Origin of the sequence: Xenorhabdus griffiniae (assembly GCF_001028135.1) — a bacterium.
GTDB classification, from domain to species: domain Bacteria; phylum Pseudomonadota; class Gammaproteobacteria; order Enterobacterales; family Enterobacteriaceae; genus Xenorhabdus; species Xenorhabdus bakwenae.
The window spans coordinates 1-22,911 of the sequence record NZ_LDNM01000054.1 but is presented as its reverse complement, the minus strand read 5'-3'; the positions used below and the strand labels follow the sequence as shown (position 1 = coordinate 22,911).

The window sequence follows — 22,911 nt, the reverse complement described above, 5'->3', positions numbered from 1 at the left end:
GATTTGGACAGGGCATTTTTCGCCAGCTCCACTGTTTCCGCCAAACCGAGGTTTTTCACAAACTCCGGTTTATCAAGAATGTCCGCGCCGTTCCGGGATTTTTCGAGTGCTCCACTGGAAATTAATTTCCTGATCGCCTCCGATAATTGCGCATCATTATTTTTATTCGGCTGTATTCCAGCCGCCGCCAATGCGTTAATTATTTCTCTCTGGACACTATTAAACCACGGCGCCTCTAACAGAGTCGGTGGCACACCTGCCGCCACATTTCCATTCGTGAACTCACCATTACTGTCTGCGGTGTTTGTCACGTCACCTATTTTTTGCATAGAAAATCCTCACTCAATGAAGGTGATTAATAAATAAATTGAATTATTATTGATTACTGGTTATAACCAAATTGAAGGATGGTGTGGGATGGACTAATTTTTCGGAATTGGCACTCGAGTTTTTTATTTCCCCATGATCGCAACGGGTCACCGCAATAACTCCCTCCTACAACGGCGTAATTAATCGTTGTTGTCGGCGCATTAATACGCCAGACAAACGGCCAGTCATCGCCATTAATCGCGTCCCCACATGCGGACATGCCAGCGCGGACCTGTCTAAATTCGGTGATCGTTATTTTAAATCCCAGTTCAGCCGCCAAACCAATAAAATACGCATTCGACTGGCCGCCCGTTCGCAGTAATTTAGAAACAACTGATTTTTGCCGCAATGAAATACTGTCAATTTCCCCAATCGCACAGTCATCAGGCAGTCCCAGCGATTTTTCCCACTCCGGTAACATAATGGTCGCCGTCGCAGGGAAGCTGCCCTCCAACAACAAATGGCCATCCTGATCACTCCGATGGTAACTCCGCGCTATAGCCCGAATAACCGCACTCATTATCGATTTTGGCTGTCGGATCCATGCCAGACCTGTTGGCAATAACCCGTTCAATGCAGCGGTATAATTATTCACACTATATTGTTTCATGTGTATCGTACCTCACCTCGAACAGGTAAATGCCCCACTGACAATTCGATATTGGTTGCCGGTGATGTAATCACAAAACCTGCTGTTCCGGGCACATCCGCAATGGCGTATTGCAAATCAGATATAAATATTCGTCCTGTCCCGTCAGGATTACCGTGTTCAAACAACACATTATCAATCGCTGCTGCAATTTTACTCGTGACGTCCGTTCCAACATGCGCGATACCATTAATGGTAAAATTGATGGTGCGTTTTATCGGTGATAATACCCAAATCAACGCCGTGGTGGGTCGAAACCGATAAATATAATCAGCAACACGCAATTGATCGCCTGTGGCATGAACTGCATATGATTCATGGGATGAAACACCGTCTGTACCGATGGGAAAACCACCCTGTCCGTTGTTGTCGCACATGATATAAATACCCACTGTCCCCGCGCCAGCCGCTCTGGGTCTGACCCACGCGCGGGTAACTCCTAGTACAGCCAACGCCCACTGTTTATAATCATCATCAGAGCCGCCCTGTGGCGAACCCTGATAGGCGAGGAGCATACGCGAGCGAAAATCTGATTCACGCTCAATATCAGTCCCGCCCGTTATCGCTACGATTGCCGTGCCCTCAACATCCACACCGGCAATACTCTGATCCAATGTTAATACCGTGCCTGCTGGCGCATTACCTGTCGCACCGCCACCGGAATCATCGCTGGTACTCTCCGGTAATAGTGCAACCAGACGGGTATTGCCGTGTCCGTTGGCGTCAATACGTGTTTCAGTGAGCGTTTTGTACTGGTAACCATCGCCTCGATTCAATATCGTTCCAGCAGGAATAATAGTGCCTGCAACACCCGTGAACTGATACTGATCACATTCGGCTGCCATCGCCGGTTTGCGAAAAATTTTTTTTAATGCCGCCCAGCCTGCCAGCCATTCATCCGTGGACGTAAACGGCGTGGTTTGTTTGGCGATATAATCCAGATAACCATAATGCAGATGGGCCATCCCTGCATCCATATCGGCCAGTATGCCCATATTGGAAAAACGCAATAACGGGCCAGTCTCCTGTAATTCTGACTGTAAATAGCTGCGGTTCTGTGCCCGAAGTTCGGTCAGTGTTTTTCGTTTAAACGGCATTCTCTCGCTCCCATACCCAAAAAAATCGCAAATCCTCGCCAGCACGCCCCGGACGTTGATAACGGATAATCATGTTTAACCGGCTGGGCCAGACAATCTGGGTGCGGATATCAATAGAGGCCGCTACACCATCGTCCAGCATCCATTGCAACGCCTCCCGTGCAAAGTCTTCAGCGGCTAATGCTACAGCGGTGGTTAATTTTTGCCGATGTAGCAGCCACAACCGAGAACCTATCTGATAATCGGCCTCACTATCACCCCACCAACCGCGCCGATCCGTGCCGTCAATTTCATCATCAGCCCGTGCCTGTCGGTCGGTAAACAGACTGATAATAATGGCTGTTTGCAGGTCATTTCCGGTCACCAAATCCCCGTGCCCAACCGACCAGTCAGCATGGATATTTTTCACATCCCACCAGGAGGTAATATCACTCATTTGACGGTCGCTCCTGTGGTCTGACTGGTGACAGTTGAGTCACCCGATTTAACGCCTGAAACGGGGTGAGTGTGGCGATTGTAGCTATCACGCAACTGTTTCATGGTGGTATTGTTAATGTTGGCGTTGTCGATAATATCCCCTGTCACTTTTAGTACCGGCGTATTCAACAGGACTTCTGTAGACGCATTGACTGTCACTTTTGACGCATTATTGACTGTGATGGGCTGACCTTTGGCTTCAACGGTAATACCGGATTCAGTCATCAGAATATGCAGCCCCCACTGGTTATATACCACCACCTCACCGGGACTTAACCCGTGATATCGGTACTGTTGGTGATTACTGCCAATCACTATGGCATTGGAGCGATCTCCGCCCAGAAACGCCAATACCACATCGGTATTAGCGGGTAACCCGGACGAAAAACCAAACTCGGCGATTCGCTTGGTGTTATCCCGGACTTCCATCGCAGTCTGATACTGCACCTGCTGAATAACGCCGTTGTCATTACACGTTGTTACCCTGCCTAATCCCAACATCATCATGGCGCGGCGATATAAATTTTTAGCGACTTCCATTACTGACATAGCCTCCATCACGTAATTCCATAATCGATCTATAAAACTCATACGGTTGTACGGTAAACGCCGCAGGTGGCATGAGCGTCAGTTCTGCGCGAGTACCATCATCTTTATTACGGACATAGGACACTTCCGATAACAACCACTGTTCAGATTCCAGCCCGAACACGGGTAAATGGATCGGAATCAATGTATTGGGTGTCCACAGCGTTCCGCCAACATCCCGCCAACTGTCAACCAGCACTTTGAGCGCCTTAGAGCGCCCGTAGCGACGGTTCATTTCCCAGTTAATCGCGTCCTGCTGCTTTCCCCATGTATGCAGCGTGCTTTCGATAATAGTGACGTAGTTCCGATAACGCATCTTTTCCGCTTCCGGATCTTTCGCCGTGGCAATCGTTACCACTTCGTAACCTTTTCCGGCCGATAACTCACTTAACCCGCTGACATTCATGGACAGGCCGCTGTACTCTGAGAACCGTTCGTTCATCGATGACTGATAATCGACCAGCTCGATATTTTTTCCCTGCGCTACACCACTAGCTGCCAATTTGTCACTGACACGGGTCAAAAATAAATTGCCGTCTGGTGTGTCGTAATACAGCAAGGCGGACCAGCGAGTGATGCGATCAATGATTTCCTGCGAGGATTCGCCCCAGTTCAGGGTGAATTGCGGCACGGACTTCATGTCGGTCACATCGGAATTAACCTCAATGCCGTACCACTGCGCCAGTTTCTGAGCAATTTGGAGTGCCGTCGCTGAGGTAATTACGTTCTGCGGCCATTTTGCTGAACAATCGACTAAATCCTGACATTTACTGCGACCAGTCACCCGTATTTGATGGGTGCTCTTATTAATGGATGAGTTCCAGATATCGATATACCCCGTAATCACAGGGTCATCACCCAGCAACACCTGACAGGGTTGTCCGGCCTCAACCAACTGTTTTTCACTGCTACCGGGATAATAGTCCATCAACATCAGTTCAAAATCGGACGGCAATCGCTCAATACCACGTGTCACACGCACACTGTCCCAGCCATAAATTGCCTTGCCGCCAATAATTAATGAAAGTTCATCTGATTTTTTCATTGTCTCAACGCCTTAAATCGGGTGGGCATAAATGCCGGATGACGAGGATTAGCAGCCTGAACCAGTTCATCACTGCGACCAGCATCCTGATAAATCCGGTTAGCCACATTCAATGCAGGTAATATAGTGGGTAAGTCGAACTGAGCTAACCGTCCGGCCTCCGCGCCTTTCAGTGTGGTACTGGTGATAAATTCATCCCGCAATGACAGCAGGGAATCGTAAATTTCGTCTATCCCCAAATCACCGGACATCACCAGCGCGGTATCCAGCGCCTGACACACCCGCGTTTGCAAATCGCGGGCTTCCTGATTATTTGCCGGGGTAAATTCACTGGCAACCTGCGCCATCGCGCCTGCGGACAACACCACCAATAACAGAACTGTCATTTCGGTAACGTGGCGATCAACCTCACCTTGCTGATAACGGGTGTTTTGAAATGCTGACAGATTTTCAAAAATTGCCACTTTTTCATCGGTACTACCCGCTGAATGGATAATAGCCATCACGACATTGCCCGCCGCCTCGCTGAATAATTCTACAGTCGGTGCAATCGTCAATTTCTCAATACTGTCGGAAACAACCTTGCGACCCATCACAACATCGGACGTGGTATTTTTCACTATTTCGGCATCATTACGCGGATTATCATCACGTGACCGAATGCCCGTTGCGCCTGATACCGTGCCACCAATTTTCCCACGCTGATAGCGCCCGTAGCGTTCACTGCCGAACGTGGTTTTTAACATATCACTCAGGTTAGTGACCTCATCCACTGAACGGATGACCATGCCTATCCATTGATCCGCAGTCTGCCTAATAATTCGTATTCCCTGTACCACAGAGCGAATTTCACCCCGCACCATTGAGATGTATTTTGCTGACATCGTGGTGTACGTTCGCAGCCAGTTCTGCCCGACCGCGGTCGCGGATTTGGTGCTGTTGGTGACCGCAAACACTTTCAGACCGGATTCAATCACCGTTAACGTGAACTCAAATACCCGCCCTGATTCTGCATTCTCCGTCATGCGCAGGCCGCTTTCCGTGACACTGACCGTCAGTTCGCCCAGCGTCGGATGTACCAGCGTTCCTGTTGACCCCGTTTCACAGGCCGCGACCAAATTTTTACGCTGGGTAATGACATCTGGTGCGTTATACACTGCGCTGCCCTGAATGATAAACCCGCGCAGAGTAATTCGTCGGGTTGCACGGCCTAGATCTTCAATCCATGCTGTATCGCGGTACGGGTATTCATGTACAGCCTGACGACGGCCAAAAACGCTCTCACCGGATACGACAGCAAACGGGACGCCTCGAAATGATGCGGGGCGCAAATGTTCCGCCCATTGCCATGAATCACCGCCCCCGCCTAACAGGGAAGAGATGGCGTCTTTTATAAAGGCCATAGATACCTCTTTTGGACATAAAAAAGCCGCAATTAAGCGGCGTTAGAGGTGAAAAACCCGCTCTATATTGGCGGGTTTGATAAGGTAATTACCACTGATTTACTATCTTAGAAAAACTCTCTTTATGGATAATGAGGTATCCGGCTTTCTGTGCCAGTTCCATAAAGGTATTCAGTGTTAACACATGACTATTGGGATCTACCGTTTGGTAGTCCTGTATCTTCCTGTCCCGGATGACCACCAGCACCTTACCGTTATCGGGTAGTACATTGGTGTCAAGTGATGGCTCTTCTTTGCCAATATATTCACCTTCTAATGGAACACGTGCAGCCAAAGAAAGTGCTTCTGTAAATTGTTCGCTATCTATTTCTTTGTAAGTACATCCAAAGTGGCTTTTTAATGCAGACCACATGGTTATCATCGCCTTGGCTTGGTTCTCTTTTGGTAACGCCTTGCCACGGTTAAGAACCAGTTGCTTGATAGCTTCCTGTTGGTCTGCTGTGATGCGCCCGGCTATCTGTTTGGGTTGTTTGCGGGGTTTGGTCTGAATATCCACTTGACCTGTAATAAGTGCATCATAGGCACGAATAACTTTCAAGGCGAACGCTGCGCTGATCCACATGGCATATGCGTACACTAATTCTTTGCAAACATATGTACCGCCATAGCGACCAGGCTTTGATATTACAGGTTTCCAATTCTCCAAATTCGCAGAGTTAGAAATTTCATTTTTAAAGGGCGGAATTCCGCCTTTTAAGATTTCCTCAATCAATTCATTTGTTTGTTGTAGTTCTAACCAATACTTCGGACGGTGGCGTTGTTCCCCACCAGACGCTTGATGTAAATCGTTTAATGAATAACGCCCTTGCGCATCTTGGTGAATAGAGATATTGGAGATAATAATTTGATTAGTGTTATGTGGTTCACGAATTGCTATACTTGTCATGTTTACTTCCTATTGGTTTGGGTGAGTAAATTAGAAGCCCTGACTACTCGTAATAGTTGGGGCTTCACCATTTCAGGCATTTATAAGTCCATCTTCACGCAATGTTCTTTTGAGTCTCTGGACCAACTCTGAGTTAAGAGATCTCCCTTCTTTTTTCGCTACATCTTTCAAGACCTGTTTTAACTCTGGTTCTATTCTTAGTCCAAGAGGTGGTATTTCTCTAATTTTCATATCATCATCCGTGTAGCTAAGGTGTAGCCATAAAGCTAATGCAATGACAGTATTTCGTCAATGTTTTTTTAGCTACACTGTGATGCCAAGTACTGTCAATGAGTAGCTAATATGAAAGGAATGAGAAGCATCACCCCTCTTGGGGTTAGAATACCTGATGATTTAAAAGAAAAAATTCAAGAAAGAGCCGCTAGAAATGGCCGCTCCATGAACTCTGAAATAAACATGATATTGCAATCTGCTATAGACGAGGAATCACAACCTAAAAATATTGATGAACTCGCTCAGTTAGAATCCGATAAATTCAAAGAACTATTCATGGAAACTGCCAAACGGATGTATGAAAAAAAGTAAAATTTCAATATAGGAACAGCAATGAAGCCAAGCAATAGAGAAATTTACCTTCAACTCATAGAACAATCCTTCGTCCAAGAATTAATTGAAGAATTTCAAGAATTATACCCATTTAACGAAACAAGTTTTGCTGTTGAATATTTCGATGAGTTCGGTCAATGCACCGTATGGCTAGGATTTGAAGATCAGTTTGCCATACGTGATGCTTTTGGTAACTGGCGACAAGGAACAGCGGAAGAGTGCATCATGCTAATAGAAGGCTCTTTGCCCGGAGCAATGAAACTCATCAATTAACCTTTTGCAAGAATCACCAGTAAAAGCCCCGTAAGGGGCTGTTTCGCAAACTTCTACTTGATATTCAAATTACATGCCTTAGCAAATTTATTAACGGCAACAGTTGAACCGGATACATTTCCTGAAAAAGATTGCTTATAATCAACTTCATCAACAGAAATTCCCGCTAAAACTTTTTGCTTTGCTGAACTTAACTGTTTTAATAACGACAAAATCTTTTCTCTATCAGTGACTTTGGCGTCTATTGCATCAGAGTTTCTTCTTTGTAGTGTTGTATCAAATTCGACCACTTGATTACTATCAACTCTCATTAAAAAGGTCGCAGGTATGGATTTAATATCGCTATCGTCTACTAGCTCAACATAAGAAACTGATAAATCATTACTATCGCATTTGAATACAATGGCTGATTTAGTATTTTTGAGCTCCCCTATAAGAACTGCGCTATTATCGCCAAAGATGCTCTCTTCTACGTTCGTAATCCACGCTGCATTTGCTATAGATGATGCAAAGAACAAAGATAATAATAACCGCTTCATAAAAACCCCAATAGTTTATTAAACTCGCATTAATGATGAAATATAAGCTATTTTCAAGAATAGCGCATGGAAGTTGTGATTTTACCCGCAGTTTTCGACTGGAATTTTTGCCGTTCTCCGGTTTCGCTATTAACCAAAACAACCTCTAGTTGTGTTTTGTTATCACTCAATGCGGATTTTAGGGATTGCGTTAATGTATCGATAAAATCCTGTTTGTTCTTTTTATCTGAAAAAATGGAATCCGTAGATGGGAAAATATTATTTTCATCTTTTTCAACTACACTCTCTGATTTGTTATGTTCAGTATCATATTGCAGACGTTGCTCTCTGAGTGTTTGAGGGTTTCGCAGACCCGCCCAGCGGGACTCGTTGATAGACACGGTGATTGCATTTTTTATTTGCTCCTTGCTGTATGGCTGCTGTCCTAAATTCTCCATTTTTATTATGGAATCTATAAGTTTTTCAATCATAGCTGGATTATGTAAATCCATTTTTTCATTTGGACTAATTCCTAGCTGTTTAGCTGTATAATCAATATATTCCCTCGTATTATTGCCTGCTTTTTCAGGGGCATATATAGGAATAACGTGGTTTAACGTATTCTGACCGCGATCCCCGTGCAGCATTAGCTGTCTACTCAGTGCTGCTATCCCATCGTTAGGTGTCGCAAACTTCATATAGACATGGCCGTTGCCATAATCTTTACCGACTGCGTTAGGGGCATCGGTTAAATTCCCAGGGTTGTTATTGCGAATGCCCCTTGGGGTTCTTCCATTTTTCAGCGGGTTAGGATAATTAGGTGCTTCTACTTTTGGTAGCGGAGGAATCTTATTAACCGCTAATTTAACTTCATGAGCTTTTTTCTGCTTTTCCCATAATTCGCTATATTTATCATTCAGTTTCTTTTGTAATCCCTCATCCGGTTTATTAATCGTCAGGGATAAATTTTCTGTGAATGTTAATTGTTTTTGAAATTCTTTATCTCGTAATGCACGCTGGCGAATATCTTCTTCTTTATTTCCATGATAGAAGTTATTTGCCGTATCATTTTCACGTTTTTTATATTCCTGAACAGATTTAATTTCTGCGCTTTCTTTTGCTTCTTTGCTATTCCCTAAAAACCAAGTAGCACCGGTTATTTTTGTCCGGTGCCAAAGCCCGTCAATTCTGGCGCTTATCTCGTTCGCTTCAGTATTGAAATCAGTGAGTATTTGATTTTCTGCTGTCGTTCGACTTTGACCATTTTTTACCGATTTATCCAATCGTTCATCGATTTTATTTTCACGAATGAGTGTTAATATATCTGGCGTCAAACCAAGTTTATTAGATAATCTGAACTGAGTTTCAGACGGCATATTGGGGAATTTTTTTGCTATCTCTAGTAAGGTTGGAATAGTATCCGCCGAACCATCTTTGGTAGTGTGTATCGGGATCTGAAGGTTATCTAATTCTGACCGCGCTGAGACATTTTCACCCCGTTTAGCCGCATTTAGAACATTAAATAAATTTTGAACAGACTGTTTGGCATCATCCGCATCAGCGCCAACTTGAACTAACGCGCCAGTCAATTTAGTCGTGTCTTCAATAGACATGGCGGTATTTTTAGAGAGCGTATCAATATTATTGGCCTCTCTACCCATCTCCCTGAGCGTACTATATCCTGCAGTCACTCCACCAATAACACCGCCAATGCCGCCAAACAACCCCATTTTTGACGTGAGTCCACTGTATTTCGAAAACAATTCACCAAAATTTTTTAGTGGCGGGATCATGTCACCGATATTTTGCACGTTATCCTGTGCATAACGTGACATATCCCGTAACTGATTACTCAATGAACCTGTCGTATCCAGAGTTTCACTACCACCGAATCGGAGGGCGTCACGCGTGGAACCCAGTAATGGGTTTAGTTGTTTGATTCTGGCCTCAATTTCCGCCAGTACTTTTGTGGCGTTATCATCCGCATGTAATTCAAAATCAAATGCATTACCCATTACCAGATCTCACTGTATTTATCCGTTCTGCCTGTTCAACCCACCAATTAAGCCGCGTTCGACTCAGAAGCCACGCATCTTGCGGACCCCAGCGGTAAAAATAGGTAACATCCGCCGCTAATCGCTGCCATTGTTGGAAGGTGTGTACGCCAAAAAACGAGTCAAAAATGCCTCACATTCCCGAAAATCAGTGATCGCCATTTTTTTCAATACCGTATCAGTGATACGTGTTTGTGATACCAATGAAATCAAAAGGCGCATTGCGGCTAACGGGTTGGATTTCCGATCTGCCTCATAGAACTGTTCAACCTCGATCAACGTCGGCTCACGCAAATGAATCTCCTGATAAACCTCCTTACCATCATTGCTTTCAATTGGTTGACTCAACTCAACAATTTTTGTCTTTTCCACGTTAACCCCTTAATTTTCAGTGACTGAAATACCTTCCCAACGAACCTCGAACTCTGCGTCTTCGCTCTTCACTTCCTGCGTATTCACGGTCCACATGCCTTCGCCGATGATGGTTTTGCCGTTCGCCAGTTCTGCCACAATGGTAACATTAGTCTGGTTGTTAAAATCTGCGACCGTGGTCCCACCACTGTCACGGACCCGACAGGATATGTAGCAGGGGCTAGGCTTTTCTTTATACCCGTGCACGTAATCCATGCCGGTTAGCGTTTCGCGGGTGACGGTCGAGGGGCTGTAGGTAAAATCCCCCACCACCATAATGGACACGCCATTTACCGTGACATACGCCGTGCCCGCCAGTCTTCTACTTGTATTTCCCATAGTTACCTCATGACGTCGGTTGCTGACGGAATTGATTGAGCAGTGCGAACACTCTCAACTGGTTGATCAGTGTGCCAGTCCAGAGAACATCCAGTCGGTTCGGGTTGTGGGCGTTTACCTCGACCCGCAGTCCGTCTGCAAATGATTTCGAGTCCTGTACATAACCGTTATATTCCAGTGTCCGGTACTGGGCGATGAGTTCTGCACGGACAATATTGGGGGTGGCAATGGCTGAACCGGGCGCAAAACGGGTCCCATCTTTTGCCAGTTTCACCCGCCCGAATTTTGACGTAATTTGCGTGCGGATATAGCGCGAAACGAACATCAGCAAAAACAGCGTTTCTATCTGCAAATAACTGTCGTCATTGTCGCCGTACGGGTTTTTCTGGTAGGTGCTGATCAGGTTTTCAATCTGTACCGTACCATCATCGGCCACCGTAAATGTCGAAATTCCACTGTGTAACAGGTTATTGCGATCAATCAGGTCGAGCTGATTTTCTGCTGCGGGTGCCAATACGCCCATGACAGGTAACGTTTGTAGTGGCCTGCCGGGGTCATTACGCAGGCTCGGTGCTGCCGCGCCAGCTATTGCCGCCGCCCAAATGTAATTGGGGGACGGTGATTTAGTGACTCCCAATAGCGATTCGTGCTGGTTATTCCGGCGTTCGCCAGCATCCGCCAGTTCCCCGTAGGTGCCACTGACCGCACTGAATGTATGGCCGTAGAGTTGTTTCTCCCATGACCAGCGGCCGCCGGTATCGGATAAAAATGATTTGATTTCATCGAGTGATGTCGTATCGATGTACGGGTTGACGATAAAATCAAACGCCCGATCGCTGAGGTTAGCCAGGCCGTTTTTCAGCTCTGGCGCACCCGCACCGCCAGACATTGGGGTGATACGTAACGCCATGCCTGTCGGCATTTCCTCGCCGCCTGCCTGCCCCCGATAATTGAGGCTGATATCCATACCGTTACCGGGTACGCCTTTGTTTTTCGCGGTCAATGTGACCGTATTATTGGCTGCGGTTGCTGTCACCGGCAGGGCAATTTTACGGTTAATTGCGGCAGCCAGCGACTCGGCGATCTGCGGCATTTTATCCGTCGCCATAACTGTGACCTGCACACGCTGTCCGGCAATATACAGTGAAATCACCCCAGCATGGGTTGGCTGGGAGGTGATCTCAATCGACCCTCTGGCGGTCAGCGTATTGTCGCCGTCTTTCAGGGGCAGTACCCATAATTCCGCCGCCTGATCGTTTGCCAGATACGCGGCGGTCATGCCATGCAGTAATGAACCATGACCGAACTGGGACGCTGCCTGTTCTGCTGAGGAAATGCGCACCGGAACATCCGGCGCTGCAACGGCTTTATCCAGCATCTGACCAATGATTAGCGAGCGCTGGGTTGCTGTGGCGCTGTTGGCCATTGAGTTATCGAATTCCACAAAAAATAATGGCGTTCTGAGGTTATTGGGAATTCGGGAAAAAGGAATTGCCATTATTATTCAGCCTCCTGCGCCTGAGCGCCTTTTTTGGCGAATTTGGTTTCAGCTACTAACTGATAGAGTTCAACGTCACCGTCTCTCAATCGGCGATGCCAAAACAAATTATCCGGTACATCTGCACCGGATTCGGGCAAAAACTCGCCCCTGACCGGGCAGCGAACACGCCGACCGGCAACAGGTTTTACAAACATGGGTTACTCCAGATTAATATGAATGTGGGGTTCTGGTGTGCGCTCAGGCATGGCGACGGCGATGTCTATGCCCTCCAGCGGGTTTGCCTCGATAGGGTAAAAATCCTCAGGCCCCTGATAGTATTCGATATCAATGTCCATCAGGAGCTGGGCAAAATGCCCCTCACCACTGGCGTCAATATCAATTTGTGACCGGATTTCAGCAAATTGCTGAACCTCTCTTGTCAGGTCGTAGCTGTTGATTACCGCCCGCTCGATTTGCTCCCGCAACGCCTCCAGTGCCAGTTCAGCCTGTTCCGCGCCGCTATCAGTATCACCGTCAAATTCCTCTATTCTGCCTGTGACCCTGACGGTGGTGACGGTATTAAACTGCGGGATATTACGGCCCAGCGATTTTTTATGATCAAACGGCGTTTGTACTAATAGACACGGATAGTCATTACCCCGCGTTGACCAGTCACGCGGGGAATAAACACGGGATTGTGCATCCGTTTTACCGATAAGCGCCAGAACGACCAGATTACGTACCGTTGATGCGTTCATTTTTGGGTTTAATCCTGTTGAGTTGCAAATGCGTTCCGCCATGACTGTCCGGCTGAACGTCACTCACGGTAAATTCAGCATTGATACTGTACACAAACACCCTGTCACGCTGTTGTGGCGGGGATTTGAATACGGCATCACGAACACCCAATACAGGTTTAGTGGTATTGATAGAGCTGTCTCCGTCCAGCGACTCCACCTGCTGGGTATAGGCGCGATCAAACACGCCCATAATATCGTAGGGTTTACCATCCTGGGGTCGCCAGTTCACCCGCTCGGCAAACTGTTTATGCAGCGGGGCGAGCAGATGTTTATCCCAGTCGATCGGCATTAGTCCTCCTGCTGGATTCTGACGCCATCCATACCGACCACGCGATGAGCCGCATTGGACAGTAACTTCGCTCTCAGATCATCCAATCTCACGATAACGCCCAACTGAGTCAGGCGATTGGCATCGTCACCGTAGACCTCAATCAACGTATTTTCAGGATATTCGACCCCGTTATGTCGGACAGTTCGACCGTTAGCAACGACAAAATCAGAGGCATCAGAGGCTGGTTCGTCGTCATCACCGTGTCCCACCTTGCTGATAACATCATCTAATTTGATAGATTCTGTCTCAGGCTGAACCGCTGGCTGGGCGGAATTTTGAATCGGGTCTGTCTGCAATTCGGTCGGCAATCCGCCCAAATTGTCTTCCTGCTGAGATTTCTTTGCCATATCACACCACCGTTGCGCATAATGCCGCATTAACGCGACTTGGGATAACCAGCGGGGCAGACTGCACCATCAGGAAACGCTGTGCCGGGTCTTCCTGCAACCACGATTTCGGCGCGTACGCCATCGGGCCATAGTTGAATGCAGGGTCAATAATTGCACCAAATGCTCGCGTCCCCATTAAATCCGCGCCGGACATAATGACCGTGCCATCTGGCAACATCGGCTTTTCTTTACCGTCTACCGGATCAATAAACCAGTCGTTATAGACCCACAAATAAAACTGCCCCCAGCGCCCTTTGTAAATTGCACCTTTTTGTATCTGCGTACCCGGGTTAATCTGGTTGCCATACGGGTTTAATGCCGGGAATTTGATAGCACTGTCGGTAACCGTGGTATCCAGTCTGAACGCATTCCACGATTTAGTGGTAAATACCAAATCGGTAGGAACAGCACCGGAATTTTTCAGGATGCGCTGTGACCATTCCTCGATATCCCGCGTTGGCTGGCTGTTGGTTTTGCCTGCATCGACTGTTGTCGGCCATTTGTCACTTCCGCTCAGGGTGACAGTCAGGTCAGCGGAGCGACCGAAATTGACGACCTTCGTCTCATAGCCTGCGCCTGAAACGGTGATAGTGCCTGTTGTTAGTGCACTGGCGGCCATCCACTCCAGACGACGGTTAATCATGTCGATCTGGTCGGCCAGCTCAAATTGGATATTTAACATCTCACGCTCAGCCGCAGTATATTGACCACCAATGCGCTCACCAATCTGGCGGCGAATAGGTTTACGCAAATCTGGGGCGCGTTTGTCTTTGATGTAGGCGGGTCTGAAACTGTTAGTCTGAAATTTACGGGATTCAACTAGTTTACCCTGCACTAGTGGGGAAACAAACGGGGCCATACGGCGCAGGCCGACATCTACGTCGATCGCTACTTCTTCGGTGTCAGATTCCACAATATTTGGGAAAAATTTATCCAGTAACCAGTTCTGACTGGTCATCAGGTTAGGGACAACCTGAACTAAAACGTTAGTATCAAAAATATTCATACGTTTTCTCGTTAAATAGACGTCACAATGCCTACGGTGATCGCATTATGACGTCTGTTAAAATTAGATTAGGCGGTTACGCTGTCGCGCAGGAAAATAGAGAATTTGCGGAGTTCGGCGGTTAATTCGGGCAATTTCCAGCTCTCATCATAAATGATACGATGTTGGTTAAATTCGCCCATCAGATAAACACCGCCGCTAACGCTGCTTTCTGTGGTATCCACATCATCCACCAGAATAGCGCTCGGAATTTGACTGCCATCCGTTGCGTCTTTTTTACTGAGTACGTACTCACGGGACGCGGTGATTTTACCCAGCACCGCACCACGTTTCAGAATGCCGGATTTCGCAATAGTCACGGTATCAGTGACTAATTGCAGTTGCCCGGCGGTAAGTTGATCTGGCACATAAACTGACTGACGAACACCCGGCTGAAACGGGTTATTGGAAAACTGATCCATTATTTTGTTCCTCTATTGGTGTTGTATAAACCCGTCATTTGCTGCGCCAGTCCCGCCGCAGAGCCTTTCGCGGGTTGCTGAGCATCGGGACCTAATCGCACCTGTTGTTCGGCTCGCATTCTGCTGTCCAGTGTGACGCGAGTCATGGAGGACTGAACTGAGCCCATCACTTTTAATGTGCTGATAGCCTCACTCGCTGACATTCTGGTATTGAACGTCAAATGTGCGGCCATATCAGGGCGTCCAGCGGCGTATTTACTACCAAATATTTGAGCACAGCGTTTACGTTCAGCGCGGCTTCCTTTTTTGACGTCCTCGTTTTCGTCAGCGTCGGCATCATCATCGTCGTCGTCTTCTGCATCCGGGTCATCGTCTTCCGATTTGGCTTTTTTGGCCTTTTTCGCTTTTTTGCCTTCTTTTTCATCATCTTCGTCTTCCGCATCCGGATCATCATCCTCGGCGTCCGTCTCGTCTTCCTTCTCTTCCGCGCGAGATTTTGCCTTGCGTGCTTTTTCGTCGTCCTCATGCTCATCAGCGGCACGGGCTTTGGTTCCTAACAAATGTGCAAATTTAAACATCGTTAAACTCCAGATTCTTTCATTAGTGTTTGAAATGCCATGTCAGGTGTGGCCACAACATCAGCCAGACCTAACTGGACACCCTCAGCCGCCAAATAGCAGGCTGCCTGTGTGCCCCGAATAATTTTTTCTGTAATCCCGCGATTACGGGCTACGGTGCTGACAAACAACGCCCCCATTGCGTCAACGTCCGATTGAATAGCCTGCTGAGCCTCAGGGCTTAATTTTACATACGGGTTACTCTCGGCTTTACGGTCGCCATAGGTGATGATCGTGACAGTCAAACCATCAGATTCGATGCGCTGTGACCAGTCACAATGGATCACAATCACCCCCACCGAGCCAACACCACCTGTACGCGGGACGGTGATTTTATCGGCGGCACTGGCGATAGCGTAAGCGGCGGAATAGGCGTTCTCGGTCAGAATCGCGTGAATCGGTTTTTCACCCCGCGACTGATAAATCAGGTCCACCAGATCAAAGCACCCCGCGACTTCACCACCGGGTGAATCGATATCGAGGCAAATTCCGTTCACCTCCGGGTCATTGAGTGCGGTCAGAAAAGTTCGGCGAATGCCATCATATCCCGTCATACCACTGTAAGGCCGTAGTGTGCCCAGCTTTTGTACCAACGTGCCTTGTACCGGAATGACTGCTATTCCCTCTAAAACGTCATAGCCTGTATCTGATTTGGTACTACGGGAAAAGTATTCGTCATCCCCGTAGTACATTCCCGCCTCAATTTTGGTAATACCAAAGCGATCAGTTAAGGCGCCCATCACTACCTCAGCTTTGCGCGGGTGTATCGCCAACGGTACATTAAATAACCGCTGGGCTAAATGCGGTAAATTCATGGGTTGAATTCCTCCGTTTTGCTGTCGGTAGTCAGGCGGGATTGCGCCCAGCTTGGTAGCGGTAATCCGCGCCCCTGCCACACCTGTATTTCATGGGCGCTTTGATCCATAAACTCTTCCCAATCGCCGCCTGCGTTTTCTGCAATCTCAATTTCCAGCGTGGAAAGTCCCGCTTCAAGACCCATGATCGTCCCTTCTTTTTCTTTCACTGGGTCAACCCAACCGCGCCCCGGACCTATCCAACGTGACCGGCAATAGGCTGCCCGCGCGTCCAGAAAATCTGGTGCGCCATTGGGTAATGGTAATTCAGCTGTGTCGTGCAGTTCCTCTACGAACGCACTCAATATCGGCTGAGCAAAACCGATAGAAAAATCATCACGACGACGAGTCATTGTTTTCCATGCCTCCAACATCGCTGCACGGACAGAACTGTAGTTCACGTCAGACCAATCCTGCGTCACCTGCTGGGGTGATAATCCGGTTGCCGAGGAAATGTTACGCAGAGCCGCGCTCTCGAATATCTCAAAATTGCTGTGCGGTCTGACTGCATTGACAGTCGTGATTTTTTCTCCCGGATACAGAATCGGCATGCGTGCCCCGTTCTGCAGGGATAATCGGCGCTCGTTATGAAAATCTACCCGACCGCTCTGATACGCCCCTAAATTCGGATCATCACTCATCCCCGTATCACCCAATGCCGCCTCGACTGCTGCGGGGTCATAGGGCGACTCTATATAGGCGGCAAATATAGAATTGAGTATCGCCGATTCCAGTTCGCTCTGGTCGTATTTGATGAGCATTTTCAGACGTTGAACGACCGGGGTTAAAATCCCGTTCCCCCGATGCTGTGCTCCGCGTTCATGGTCGTAATCATGCACCACGTGCGGTCGCCCCCACGAGGTTTCACGAGGAATACGTTCCCAGGTCATGGTTTTTTTACCGCTCCACCAATCCCCCATATGTGCCTCTCGGATATGATAGGCAATGGGGGCACCGTCACTGTCGATTTCCACGCCACCGCGCACGTGATTCATATCCATCATTTCCTGCGGATTACTGAGGCGGTCGGGGTCGACAATCTGAATGGTGGTCGCATAACGCCCTCGTCCCTGACCTAACCGATCAGTCCGGTATTGCAGGACCGCCAGCGCGTCACCGTCAATCAATTTGTGACGAAATGCTAGCCGCATCATCTGGGAAACGGTTTGTTTACGTTCCACATCACAATAATGTCCGGGGTCATCGGCCCATGAACGCCAGTGCGCCTCAACAACTTTGCGGTATTCTGCCGCCCATGTGACATCAAATGATTTATTGCCAGTTAACAGCGCCAGCATTCGGTAATCAGGTTTCAGGATAGGGCGAAAATTAGCGCCGATGGCATTGTCCAGGACGCGGGTAATTGAACCCGCCGCCCAGCCGTCATTACGCACCAAATCACGGACACGCGACACAATGCGGTCGCGGTAGATGTTAATTTCATTGTCCGGCGACCACAGTGCCGGCTGCCAGTTCGCCAGTTGATCACTGAACGAATCGGCAGCATCGTAGGGTACGCGGCTACCGCCTGTCAGCATGGAATAACGGGGCCGGGACGGTGCTAACGGTTTGCCGTCCGGTCCTAATATTTGAATAGCCATCAGAATCTAAACCTCGCCGGGCGTCGTGTGCTGATACCTAGCTGCGCCTGTATCATCTGAATTAGCGCCAATAAATGCCCTAAATCTGTCGGCTGGTAAGATACGGAGCGAGTGCCGTCGCCTTGTGTATAGGAAAACGACACTCCTTTATTACCTGTCGCTAATTCAATGTAGGCAGATTGCGCCGTTTCCAGCGCAGCCTTTAGCTGCTCGCGGCTCATGCCTGACAGCAATCTAGTATTGCGTTTAAACATAATTTTCCTATGGCAGCATCTGTGAGATGGGTTTACGTTTATGGGGTTTATCCGGCTCCTGAATAACAACACCAGGATATTGCAGGCTAATTTTGGTTTCCGGTTCAGCCGGAGGTGGTTTCAGTCTGCCGGGATTTGCCTCAATTACACCTGCCAGAACATTGAGTTTTAATCCCATATACAGCAGGCCACATAACGCAGCATAGCTGTAGACCCGACAATCGAGCGCCTCGTTAGCACGTCCGGGGATCTGTTCCCATATGCGGTAACGCTGACCACCGGAAAGTTTAATCACCGAGCGCTCCGCCAGTAACTGACTGAAATAATTCAAGTCACGTTCAACCGGAAAATGCATATAAGCCGGAGCCGGTTCACCCGCCTCGGGTGGATCAATATGCAATCTGGAGCGGATCGCATCTTTGGCCGCATTAACGCCCAAGATAATCGGTTTGAAACTGGATTTACTGCGAGGTGTTGGTCGTTTGGTCGGCCAGATCGGTGAGCGTGCACCACCTCGTGCAGATTCCCCTTTAATCGCCCAAATCCTCCTGCCCAGCCGTTCGCGGGCAAAATCATACACCCGCTGGGTATGGTGACCGCCGGAATCCATGCAAGCCGCCATAATGGTAAACCCATAGCCATCAGCACGCCGCCAGACCTGTTTTAAATAGGCATCCAGACGCCGCCACGGTTCGTCGGTCTCCAGATCGCCCTCAATGACATCATGAGCAATCGACCAGCTTTCCTCATTACGGCCCCAGCCGACCACTTCAATCTCAAAACGACCATCCTGCGTATCAATGCCTGCGGTGAGGAGTGCCACGCCGTCCGGGACTTCGGCTGCCCAAACCTCACAGCGTTCTAGCAGCCGTTTTTCACTCAGATATTTTTCGCCTCTATCCTCGTAGGTTTCACCTAAAACGAGGTTAATGAACGTCTGGCGAAGAAGTGCATCGTCTTTTACTCTCAACCATTCGGCGACTAGATATTTCCAGGCTGCATTAGGGAACAGACTATAACCAGCCCAAATATGAAAACCAGCATGTCCATTAAATGGTTTTGTGGCACGCCATTCGCCATTCTGAACCATCCACGTTTTTTCACTATGCTGAATGACGCAACCATTATGACGACAAACATAATAGGCGCTGTCAGGTACACCGTTGCCATCGTTGTCTTTTTCCCATTTGATGCCATAGGGAACATCAGGGCCTCCCCATTCCAGAACCTGATATTCATTACAATGAGGACACGGCACGTAGTAATGACGCTGGTCACTCTCCTCAAACGATTTTTCTATTCGGCTGGTTCCTCGAACTGTTGGAGTTGATCCAATCACAATTTTACGGTTCCAGAATGTTTCCGAACGTTTAATACCCAATGATATTTGGTCACCCTCTGCACCGGCTCCCCCTGACGGATAACCGTCAACCTCATCAAACAAAATGATGCGACAGGTAATACGCCGAAAACCACCGGGCGAATTGGCACCAATTAACGTCAGGTTTGCACCGTTAGAAAACGTTTTTTTGCGGATGGTCTGATTTGAATCTTTTGCTCTGCTATCACCCGCAATTTCAGCCAGTACAGGAGTATCACGCAGCATTGGCGCAATCTCAGTTTTACTATAATCCTCCGCATCCTCCTCACGGGGCTGAACAACCAATATGGGTGACGGATCATGTGACAAATAATAACCAATCACATGGTCCAGAATTTTGGTGTATCCAACACGCGCCGATTTCTGAACTGAAACCATCATCACTGTTGGGTCAGTGATAGCATCCATCATGCCGTCCTGATACGCGAACGAGCGAAATCGCCCAGTCTGAGCGCTCGTCTCTTTTGATAGTACGGCGTAGGTATTAGCCCATTGGCTCAATGAGAGTGGTTCAGGGGGACGAATAGTTTTGCGTTGTTTTATCAGTGCATTTTGAAAATTGTTCCAGGCGATGGGGTTAACTGTTTGTTGTATCGCCATCACGACTCAGTTCCTCCATTGCCTCGTGAATCAACTCCTGTAACGCTGCCACAAAACCCGTGTCATCGACGGTTGAGGCCAGTGCCCGCAACCTCGGGCCATGTTCAGGGGCTATGGCTATTAACCGCGTTCGCAGCCGCGCATATTCAGAACTAACAACATCAACCATGTCCTGATAGGGCAGCAATAATCCTGCCTCTTTCTCATAATTCAGTTTGGCCTGTAATACCCGATAATGTTCTCGACGTCGTCGATATTCATCGAACGAAATATCATCATTCAGCTGGTCTGAATCGACGTCATCGTTAAACCATTCTCCGTCAGCGCCAGTGTTACCTGTATGTTCAACTGAATTGTTACCTGGTAGTTTTTTTGCGGGTTTATTTCGGACAATTTCTTTTTTTTTTCGCTGCGGGTAACAGTTTTTCTGTACTGTTCAATGTTGGCGTTCGACGCCTCTACGTCAATCTCATTTCCGTTCATAACCAGCCAGCCGCGGGATTTCCACTCGGTTACGGTTTTCCGACTGACTCCATGCAGCCGCGCAAAATCAGCCTGTTTCATCGTTTCCTCTGTGTTACCTGTTACCCAAATTTCAAAATTTCATAGCTAGTGAAAAAACACGGCGCGCAATGCCCGTGTAATATCAATCAGTTAGGAAGGACCCAAAAAATTAAGCAATGAGGATTCTATTTGCGTCTTCAATAAATTTAGTCGTCGTATGTAATCATGTGTCATGACATTTATTCCCTGTTTTTATGGATGAGTAGTTGGGACCACGGTCCCAGTTTTATTTCGCTGTTCGAATTGCCTCACTCAATGCCCTACTTATCGCTTGTGGCATTAGCGCCTGAGCCATCTGCTGGGCACGTTCCTGATAACCGAGTACTGGCTCAACTGGCAGGGCATCACCAAAACGAATAAGCAATTTGGGTGGTCTCTGTTTTTGTCTCTCCCTGCGTGTACCATTAGGGGAGCGTTTTAGCCTTTTTTTGCCTTTTTTTGCCTTTTTAGCTTTCTTGCGTTGGAACACCCCGTTTACACCATTAACGTCACCAATAAATGTACTGTCTTTGCCTTTCAACTGATTCAGTTTGTTGCGAGGCAGGTTTCCGTATTTATTGAGTTTGATGTTCTTGGGGTTAAGCAAGGCCGCACCATTCAGTTTATGCACCCCGCCTTGTTCAAACGGCTCCAAATAACCAGCAGCAGTTGGCAGAACAAACAATTTCGCGGTCAGGTTGTTCTTGCGTGCCCCTTTGCTTCTTACCGCTTTTACCGTGAATGGCGTCGGGTTTTCCAACTTACGCTCAAAAGCGACTTTCTGTGCTTTTTCTATTTTGCGTGCGACCTCGGTAAGCGCTTGAGCCGTTGCAAATGGAATCTGGTGTCTTATTTTCGCCAGTTTATTAACGAGATCGCTGAGGTTGGCCATAATCACCACGCATGTTACGAGACATAAATCACAACTCGTGCAAAATTAATTAGACATGTTTCCAATGGAAACATATAATATGTAACATATGCTAAATAATAAACAAATACATGAGGATATTATGAATCTGAACAAATGCATTAAAAATTTACCAGTAGCTCTCCCGATAGCTGTTGAAATAGCTAACAGCAGTGGCGACGATGTAGATGGACGTCTGATATACCTAGCAAGTATTGCGTACCAGTACCGTGATAGATTGTTCAATATCGGAAACGGTAATACTATGAGTATTAATGATTTTAATAGTGAAGATGATGTCGAAAAATATTCAGACAAAATCAGGGCGGCTGGATTGCCAATTAGGGACGAATTCAACGAACTAACTGACAACATAGAACGCTGTCTAGAGTTTTGTGAAACGGTTGAACGGTTGCTGGCATTGTAATCAATTATCGGATTTCAATATGGCGTCCACAGAACGAACAGACAAACTAATCGAATTAGTTAATCATATTGGTAGCACTAGAAAAGCGGAAAATTTGATTAAATCAGTTAAAAACGTGGCACCCACTCATTCCGCTATCTATAAATCTATGCAGGGTTCGGGAACAGATTATATCGTTCAGTGCTACATAGATGATTTATTAACTGCAATTAGAAATAGCAGTTAATAACATATCACCACCTCAGTATCATTTACTCTGAGGTGGTGAGGACGGGTCTTACTTAACCACTTCTACCGTAGCACCGCTTTCATTGGTGATATAAAGCTGATCCCCTTTGTAGAGAAACTGATACCCACCTCCACCCAGCTCTGGAATTTCCGGAAATGTAGGGCTGGAAATATTTGAACAGACAATGGCAATACAATCATTAGTGCTCACACCTTCACGGGTTACACTGAGTGAATGTTCTTCTTCAATAACC

Annotated in this window: 29 protein-coding genes and 3 pseudogenes; 3 read left to right on the top strand and 29 right to left on the bottom strand. The window is 47.5% G+C overall.

Annotated features, from left to right (window positions below; genetic code table 11):
- From AAY47_RS12620 to AAY47_RS20690, 9 genes and pseudogenes are all read right to left on the bottom strand, one after another.
- Nucleotides 1-329 (bottom strand): annotated as a pseudogene (locus tag AAY47_RS12620) (phage tail protein); the annotation flags it as partial.
- Nucleotides 330-382: 53 nt separating this feature from the next.
- A complete protein-coding gene (locus AAY47_RS12615; protein WP_047770406.1) occupies nt 383-979 on the bottom strand; it encodes a YmfQ family protein in 597 nt (198 codons plus the stop codon).
- Complete coding sequence (locus AAY47_RS12610) at nt 976-2,115, bottom strand: baseplate J/gp47 family protein (RefSeq protein ID WP_047770405.1); 1,140 nt, start codon at nt 2,113-2,115, stop codon at nt 976-978. The genes AAY47_RS12615 and AAY47_RS12610 overlap by 4 nt, the downstream gene beginning before the upstream one ends.
- The gene (locus tag AAY47_RS12605; protein WP_047770403.1) at nt 2,105-2,551 is read right to left on the bottom strand and encodes a phage GP46 family protein; all 447 of its coding nucleotides are present in this window, start codon (nt 2,549-2,551) and stop codon (nt 2,105-2,107) included. Before AAY47_RS12605 ends, AAY47_RS12610 begins: the two co-directional genes overlap by 11 nt.
- Nucleotides 2,548-3,141 (bottom strand): phage baseplate assembly protein domain-containing protein, encoded by a 594-nt coding sequence (locus AAY47_RS12600; protein WP_047770412.1) that lies wholly within the window; start codon nt 3,139-3,141, stop codon nt 2,548-2,550. The genes AAY47_RS12605 and AAY47_RS12600 overlap by 4 nt, the downstream gene beginning before the upstream one ends.
- Entirely contained in the window at nt 3,119-4,225 is a 1,107-nt protein-coding gene (locus tag AAY47_RS12595; protein WP_047770401.1) for a phage baseplate assembly protein, read from the bottom strand. Before AAY47_RS12595 ends, AAY47_RS12600 begins: the two co-directional genes overlap by 23 nt.
- On the bottom strand, nt 4,222-5,628 hold the full coding sequence (locus tag AAY47_RS12590; protein WP_047770399.1) for a DNA circularization protein: 1,407 nt from the start codon (nt 5,626-5,628) through the stop codon (nt 4,222-4,224). Before AAY47_RS12590 ends, AAY47_RS12595 begins: the two co-directional genes overlap by 4 nt.
- A gap of 265 nt (nt 5,629-5,893) precedes the next feature.
- A pseudogene (locus AAY47_RS22760) lies at nt 5,894-6,574 on the bottom strand (KilA-N domain-containing protein); the annotation flags it as partial.
- A gap of 72 nt (nt 6,575-6,646) precedes the next feature.
- Nucleotides 6,647-6,805, bottom strand: coding sequence for an Arc family DNA-binding protein (locus tag AAY47_RS20690; protein WP_072059788.1), 159 nt, complete (start codon nt 6,803-6,805; stop codon nt 6,647-6,649).
- Between the two features lie 111 nt (nt 6,806-6,916).
- On the opposite strand from AAY47_RS20690, the gene AAY47_RS12580 reads away from it, so the two are divergent.
- The gene (locus tag AAY47_RS12580; protein WP_047770397.1) at nt 6,917-7,159 is read left to right on the top strand and encodes an Arc family DNA-binding protein; all 243 of its coding nucleotides are present in this window, start codon (nt 6,917-6,919) and stop codon (nt 7,157-7,159) included.
- A gap of 21 nt (nt 7,160-7,180) precedes the next feature.
- Complete coding sequence (locus tag AAY47_RS12575; RefSeq protein ID WP_047770395.1) at nt 7,181-7,453, top strand: hypothetical protein; 273 nt, start codon at nt 7,181-7,183, stop codon at nt 7,451-7,453.
- A gap of 53 nt (nt 7,454-7,506) precedes the next feature.
- On the opposite strand, the gene AAY47_RS12570 is transcribed toward AAY47_RS12575, so the two are convergent.
- The 19 genes from AAY47_RS12570 to AAY47_RS12485 all read right to left on the bottom strand — a co-directional run bounded on the left by AAY47_RS12570 (nt 7,507) and on the right by AAY47_RS12485 (nt 21,984).
- Nucleotides 7,507-7,992, bottom strand: coding sequence for a hypothetical protein (locus AAY47_RS12570; RefSeq protein WP_047770392.1), 486 nt, complete (start codon nt 7,990-7,992; stop codon nt 7,507-7,509).
- 53 nt (nt 7,993-8,045) lie between these two features.
- Nucleotides 8,046-9,986 carry a hypothetical protein gene (locus tag AAY47_RS12565; protein WP_047770390.1) on the bottom strand — a complete coding sequence of 647 codons (1,941 nt, stop codon included), beginning with the start codon at nt 9,984-9,986 and terminating at the stop codon, nt 8,046-8,048.
- A 117-nt stretch (nt 9,987-10,103) separates the two neighbouring features.
- Nucleotides 10,104-10,397, bottom strand: coding sequence for a phage tail assembly protein (locus tag AAY47_RS12560; protein ID WP_047770388.1), 294 nt, complete (start codon nt 10,395-10,397; stop codon nt 10,104-10,106).
- A gap of 9 nt (nt 10,398-10,406) precedes the next feature.
- Nucleotides 10,407-10,775, bottom strand: a complete 369-nt coding sequence (locus tag AAY47_RS12555) for a phage tail tube protein (protein ID WP_047770386.1) — start codon at nt 10,773-10,775, stop codon at nt 10,407-10,409.
- Between the two features lie 7 nt (nt 10,776-10,782).
- Nucleotides 10,783-12,273 (bottom strand): phage tail sheath subtilisin-like domain-containing protein, encoded by a 1,491-nt coding sequence (locus AAY47_RS12550; protein WP_047770384.1) that lies wholly within the window; start codon nt 12,271-12,273, stop codon nt 10,783-10,785.
- A gap of 2 nt (nt 12,274-12,275) precedes the next feature.
- Nucleotides 12,276-12,470, bottom strand: coding sequence for a DUF2635 domain-containing protein (locus AAY47_RS12545; protein ID WP_047770382.1), 195 nt, complete (start codon nt 12,468-12,470; stop codon nt 12,276-12,278).
- Nucleotides 12,471-12,473: 3 nt separating this feature from the next.
- Nucleotides 12,474-13,013 carry an ATP-binding protein gene (locus AAY47_RS12540; protein WP_047770380.1) on the bottom strand — a complete coding sequence of 180 codons (540 nt, stop codon included), beginning with the start codon at nt 13,011-13,013 and terminating at the stop codon, nt 12,474-12,476.
- Entirely contained in the window at nt 12,991-13,344 is a 354-nt protein-coding gene (locus AAY47_RS12535; protein ID WP_047770378.1) for a head-tail joining protein, read from the bottom strand. Before AAY47_RS12535 ends, AAY47_RS12540 begins: the two co-directional genes overlap by 23 nt.
- On the bottom strand, nt 13,344-13,733 hold the full coding sequence (locus AAY47_RS12530) for a hypothetical protein (protein ID WP_047770376.1): 390 nt from the start codon (nt 13,731-13,733) through the stop codon (nt 13,344-13,346). Before AAY47_RS12530 ends, AAY47_RS12535 begins: the two co-directional genes overlap by 1 nt.
- 1 nt (nt 13,734) lies before the next feature.
- Nucleotides 13,735-14,781 carry a major capsid protein gene (locus tag AAY47_RS12525; protein ID WP_047770373.1) on the bottom strand — a complete coding sequence of 349 codons (1,047 nt, stop codon included), beginning with the start codon at nt 14,779-14,781 and terminating at the stop codon, nt 13,735-13,737.
- A 68-nt stretch (nt 14,782-14,849) separates the two neighbouring features.
- Complete coding sequence (locus AAY47_RS12520) at nt 14,850-15,242, bottom strand: head decoration protein (protein ID WP_047770371.1); 393 nt, start codon at nt 15,240-15,242, stop codon at nt 14,850-14,852.
- Entirely contained in the window at nt 15,242-15,820 is a 579-nt protein-coding gene (locus AAY47_RS12515; RefSeq protein WP_047770369.1) for a hypothetical protein, read from the bottom strand. The genes AAY47_RS12520 and AAY47_RS12515 overlap by 1 nt, the downstream gene beginning before the upstream one ends.
- A 2-nt stretch (nt 15,821-15,822) precedes the next feature.
- Nucleotides 15,823-16,674 (bottom strand): S49 family peptidase, encoded by an 852-nt coding sequence (locus tag AAY47_RS12510; RefSeq protein WP_047770367.1) that lies wholly within the window; start codon nt 16,672-16,674, stop codon nt 15,823-15,825.
- Nucleotides 16,671-18,314, bottom strand: coding sequence for a phage portal protein (locus tag AAY47_RS12505; protein ID WP_152669810.1), 1,644 nt, complete (start codon nt 18,312-18,314; stop codon nt 16,671-16,673). The genes AAY47_RS12510 and AAY47_RS12505 overlap by 4 nt, the downstream gene beginning before the upstream one ends.
- Entirely contained in the window at nt 18,314-18,568 is a 255-nt protein-coding gene (gpW, locus tag AAY47_RS12500; RefSeq protein WP_047770364.1) for a gpW family head-tail joining protein, read from the bottom strand. The genes AAY47_RS12505 and gpW overlap by 1 nt, the downstream gene beginning before the upstream one ends.
- 7 nt (nt 18,569-18,575) lie before the next feature.
- Entirely contained in the window at nt 18,576-20,549 is a 1,974-nt protein-coding gene (locus AAY47_RS12495; RefSeq protein WP_047770362.1) for a phage terminase large subunit family protein, read from the bottom strand.
- Entirely contained in the window at nt 20,527-20,736 is a 210-nt protein-coding gene (locus tag AAY47_RS22755; protein ID WP_152669809.1) for a hypothetical protein, read from the bottom strand. The genes AAY47_RS12495 and AAY47_RS22755 overlap by 23 nt, the downstream gene beginning before the upstream one ends.
- A gap of 92 nt (nt 20,737-20,828) precedes the next feature.
- A complete protein-coding gene (locus tag AAY47_RS22750) occupies nt 20,829-21,113 on the bottom strand; it encodes a hypothetical protein (protein WP_235428351.1) in 285 nt (94 codons plus the stop codon).
- A 226-nt stretch (nt 21,114-21,339) separates the two neighbouring features.
- Nucleotides 21,340-21,984, bottom strand: a complete 645-nt coding sequence (locus AAY47_RS12485; protein WP_047770360.1) for a hypothetical protein — start codon at nt 21,982-21,984, stop codon at nt 21,340-21,342.
- Between the two features lie 283 nt (nt 21,985-22,267).
- On the opposite strand from AAY47_RS12485, the gene AAY47_RS22745 reads away from it, so the two are divergent.
- Entirely contained in the window at nt 22,268-22,429 is a 162-nt protein-coding gene (locus AAY47_RS22745) for a hypothetical protein (protein ID WP_235428350.1), read from the top strand.
- 277 nt (nt 22,430-22,706) lie between these two features.
- On the opposite strand, the pseudogene AAY47_RS12470 reads toward AAY47_RS22745, so the two are convergent.
- A pseudogene (locus AAY47_RS12470) lies at nt 22,707-22,911 on the bottom strand (hypothetical protein); the annotation flags it as partial.

What these genes read in the sequence shown, in the direction of transcription:
- AAY47_RS12525 (WP_047770373.1), bottom strand. Translation starts at nt 14,781, where the DNA reads ATGAATATTTTTGATACTAACGTTTTAGTTCAGGTTGTCCCTAACCTG.
- AAY47_RS12485 (WP_047770360.1), bottom strand. Translation starts at nt 21,984, where the DNA reads ATGGCCAACCTCAGCGATCTCGTTAATAAACTGGCGAAAATAAGACAC.
- AAY47_RS12545 (WP_047770382.1), bottom strand. Translation starts at nt 12,470, where the DNA reads ATGTTTGTAAAACCTGTTGCCGGTCGGCGTGTTCGCTGCCCGGTCAGG.
- AAY47_RS12600 (WP_047770412.1), bottom strand. Translation starts at nt 3,141, where the DNA reads ATGTCAGTAATGGAAGTCGCTAAAAATTTATATCGCCGCGCCATGATG.
- AAY47_RS12610 (WP_047770405.1), bottom strand. Translation starts at nt 2,115, where the DNA reads ATGCCGTTTAAACGAAAAACACTGACCGAACTTCGGGCACAGAACCGC.
- AAY47_RS12590 (WP_047770399.1), bottom strand. Translation starts at nt 5,628, where the DNA reads ATGGCCTTTATAAAAGACGCCATCTCTTCCCTGTTAGGCGGGGGCGGT.
- AAY47_RS12615 (WP_047770406.1), bottom strand. Translation starts at nt 979, where the DNA reads ATGAAACAATATAGTGTGAATAATTATACCGCTGCATTGAACGGGTTA.
- AAY47_RS12550 (WP_047770384.1), bottom strand. Translation starts at nt 12,273, where the DNA reads ATGGCAATTCCTTTTTCCCGAATTCCCAATAACCTCAGAACGCCATTA.
- AAY47_RS12535 (WP_047770378.1), bottom strand. Translation starts at nt 13,344, where the DNA reads ATGCCGATCGACTGGGATAAACATCTGCTCGCCCCGCTGCATAAACAG.
- AAY47_RS12605 (WP_047770403.1), bottom strand. Translation starts at nt 2,551, where the DNA reads ATGAGTGATATTACCTCCTGGTGGGATGTGAAAAATATCCATGCTGAC.
- AAY47_RS12595 (WP_047770401.1), bottom strand. Translation starts at nt 4,225, where the DNA reads ATGAAAAAATCAGATGAACTTTCATTAATTATTGGCGGCAAGGCAATT.
- AAY47_RS12510 (WP_047770367.1), bottom strand. Translation starts at nt 16,674, where the DNA reads ATGAATTTACCGCATTTAGCCCAGCGGTTATTTAATGTACCGTTGGCG.
- gpW (WP_047770364.1), bottom strand. Translation starts at nt 18,568, where the DNA reads ATGTTTAAACGCAATACTAGATTGCTGTCAGGCATGAGCCGCGAGCAG.
- AAY47_RS12580 (WP_047770397.1), top strand. Translation starts at nt 6,917, where the DNA reads ATGAAAGGAATGAGAAGCATCACCCCTCTTGGGGTTAGAATACCTGAT.
- AAY47_RS12565 (WP_047770390.1), bottom strand. Translation starts at nt 9,986, where the DNA reads ATGGGTAATGCATTTGATTTTGAATTACATGCGGATGATAACGCCACA.
- AAY47_RS22745 (WP_235428350.1), top strand. Translation starts at nt 22,268, where the DNA reads ATGAGTATTAATGATTTTAATAGTGAAGATGATGTCGAAAAATATTCA.
- AAY47_RS12570 (WP_047770392.1), bottom strand. Translation starts at nt 7,992, where the DNA reads ATGAAGCGGTTATTATTATCTTTGTTCTTTGCATCATCTATAGCAAAT.
- AAY47_RS12575 (WP_047770395.1), top strand. Translation starts at nt 7,181, where the DNA reads ATGAAGCCAAGCAATAGAGAAATTTACCTTCAACTCATAGAACAATCC.
- AAY47_RS12540 (WP_047770380.1), bottom strand. Translation starts at nt 13,013, where the DNA reads ATGAACGCATCAACGGTACGTAATCTGGTCGTTCTGGCGCTTATCGGT.
- AAY47_RS20690 (WP_072059788.1), bottom strand. Translation starts at nt 6,805, where the DNA reads ATGAAAATTAGAGAAATACCACCTCTTGGACTAAGAATAGAACCAGAG.
- AAY47_RS12495 (WP_047770362.1), bottom strand. Translation starts at nt 20,549, where the DNA reads ATGGCGATACAACAAACAGTTAACCCCATCGCCTGGAACAATTTTCAA.
- AAY47_RS12505 (WP_152669810.1), bottom strand. Translation starts at nt 18,314, where the DNA reads ATGGCTATTCAAATATTAGGACCGGACGGCAAACCGTTAGCACCGTCC.
- AAY47_RS12530 (WP_047770376.1), bottom strand. Translation starts at nt 13,733, where the DNA reads ATGGCAAAGAAATCTCAGCAGGAAGACAATTTGGGCGGATTGCCGACC.
- AAY47_RS12515 (WP_047770369.1), bottom strand. Translation starts at nt 15,820, where the DNA reads ATGTTTAAATTTGCACATTTGTTAGGAACCAAAGCCCGTGCCGCTGAT.
- AAY47_RS12555 (WP_047770386.1), bottom strand. Translation starts at nt 10,775, where the DNA reads ATGGGAAATACAAGTAGAAGACTGGCGGGCACGGCGTATGTCACGGTA.
- AAY47_RS12520 (WP_047770371.1), bottom strand. Translation starts at nt 15,242, where the DNA reads ATGGATCAGTTTTCCAATAACCCGTTTCAGCCGGGTGTTCGTCAGTCA.
- AAY47_RS22750 (WP_235428351.1), bottom strand. Translation starts at nt 21,113, where the DNA reads ATGAAACAGGCTGATTTTGCGCGGCTGCATGGAGTCAGTCGGAAAACC.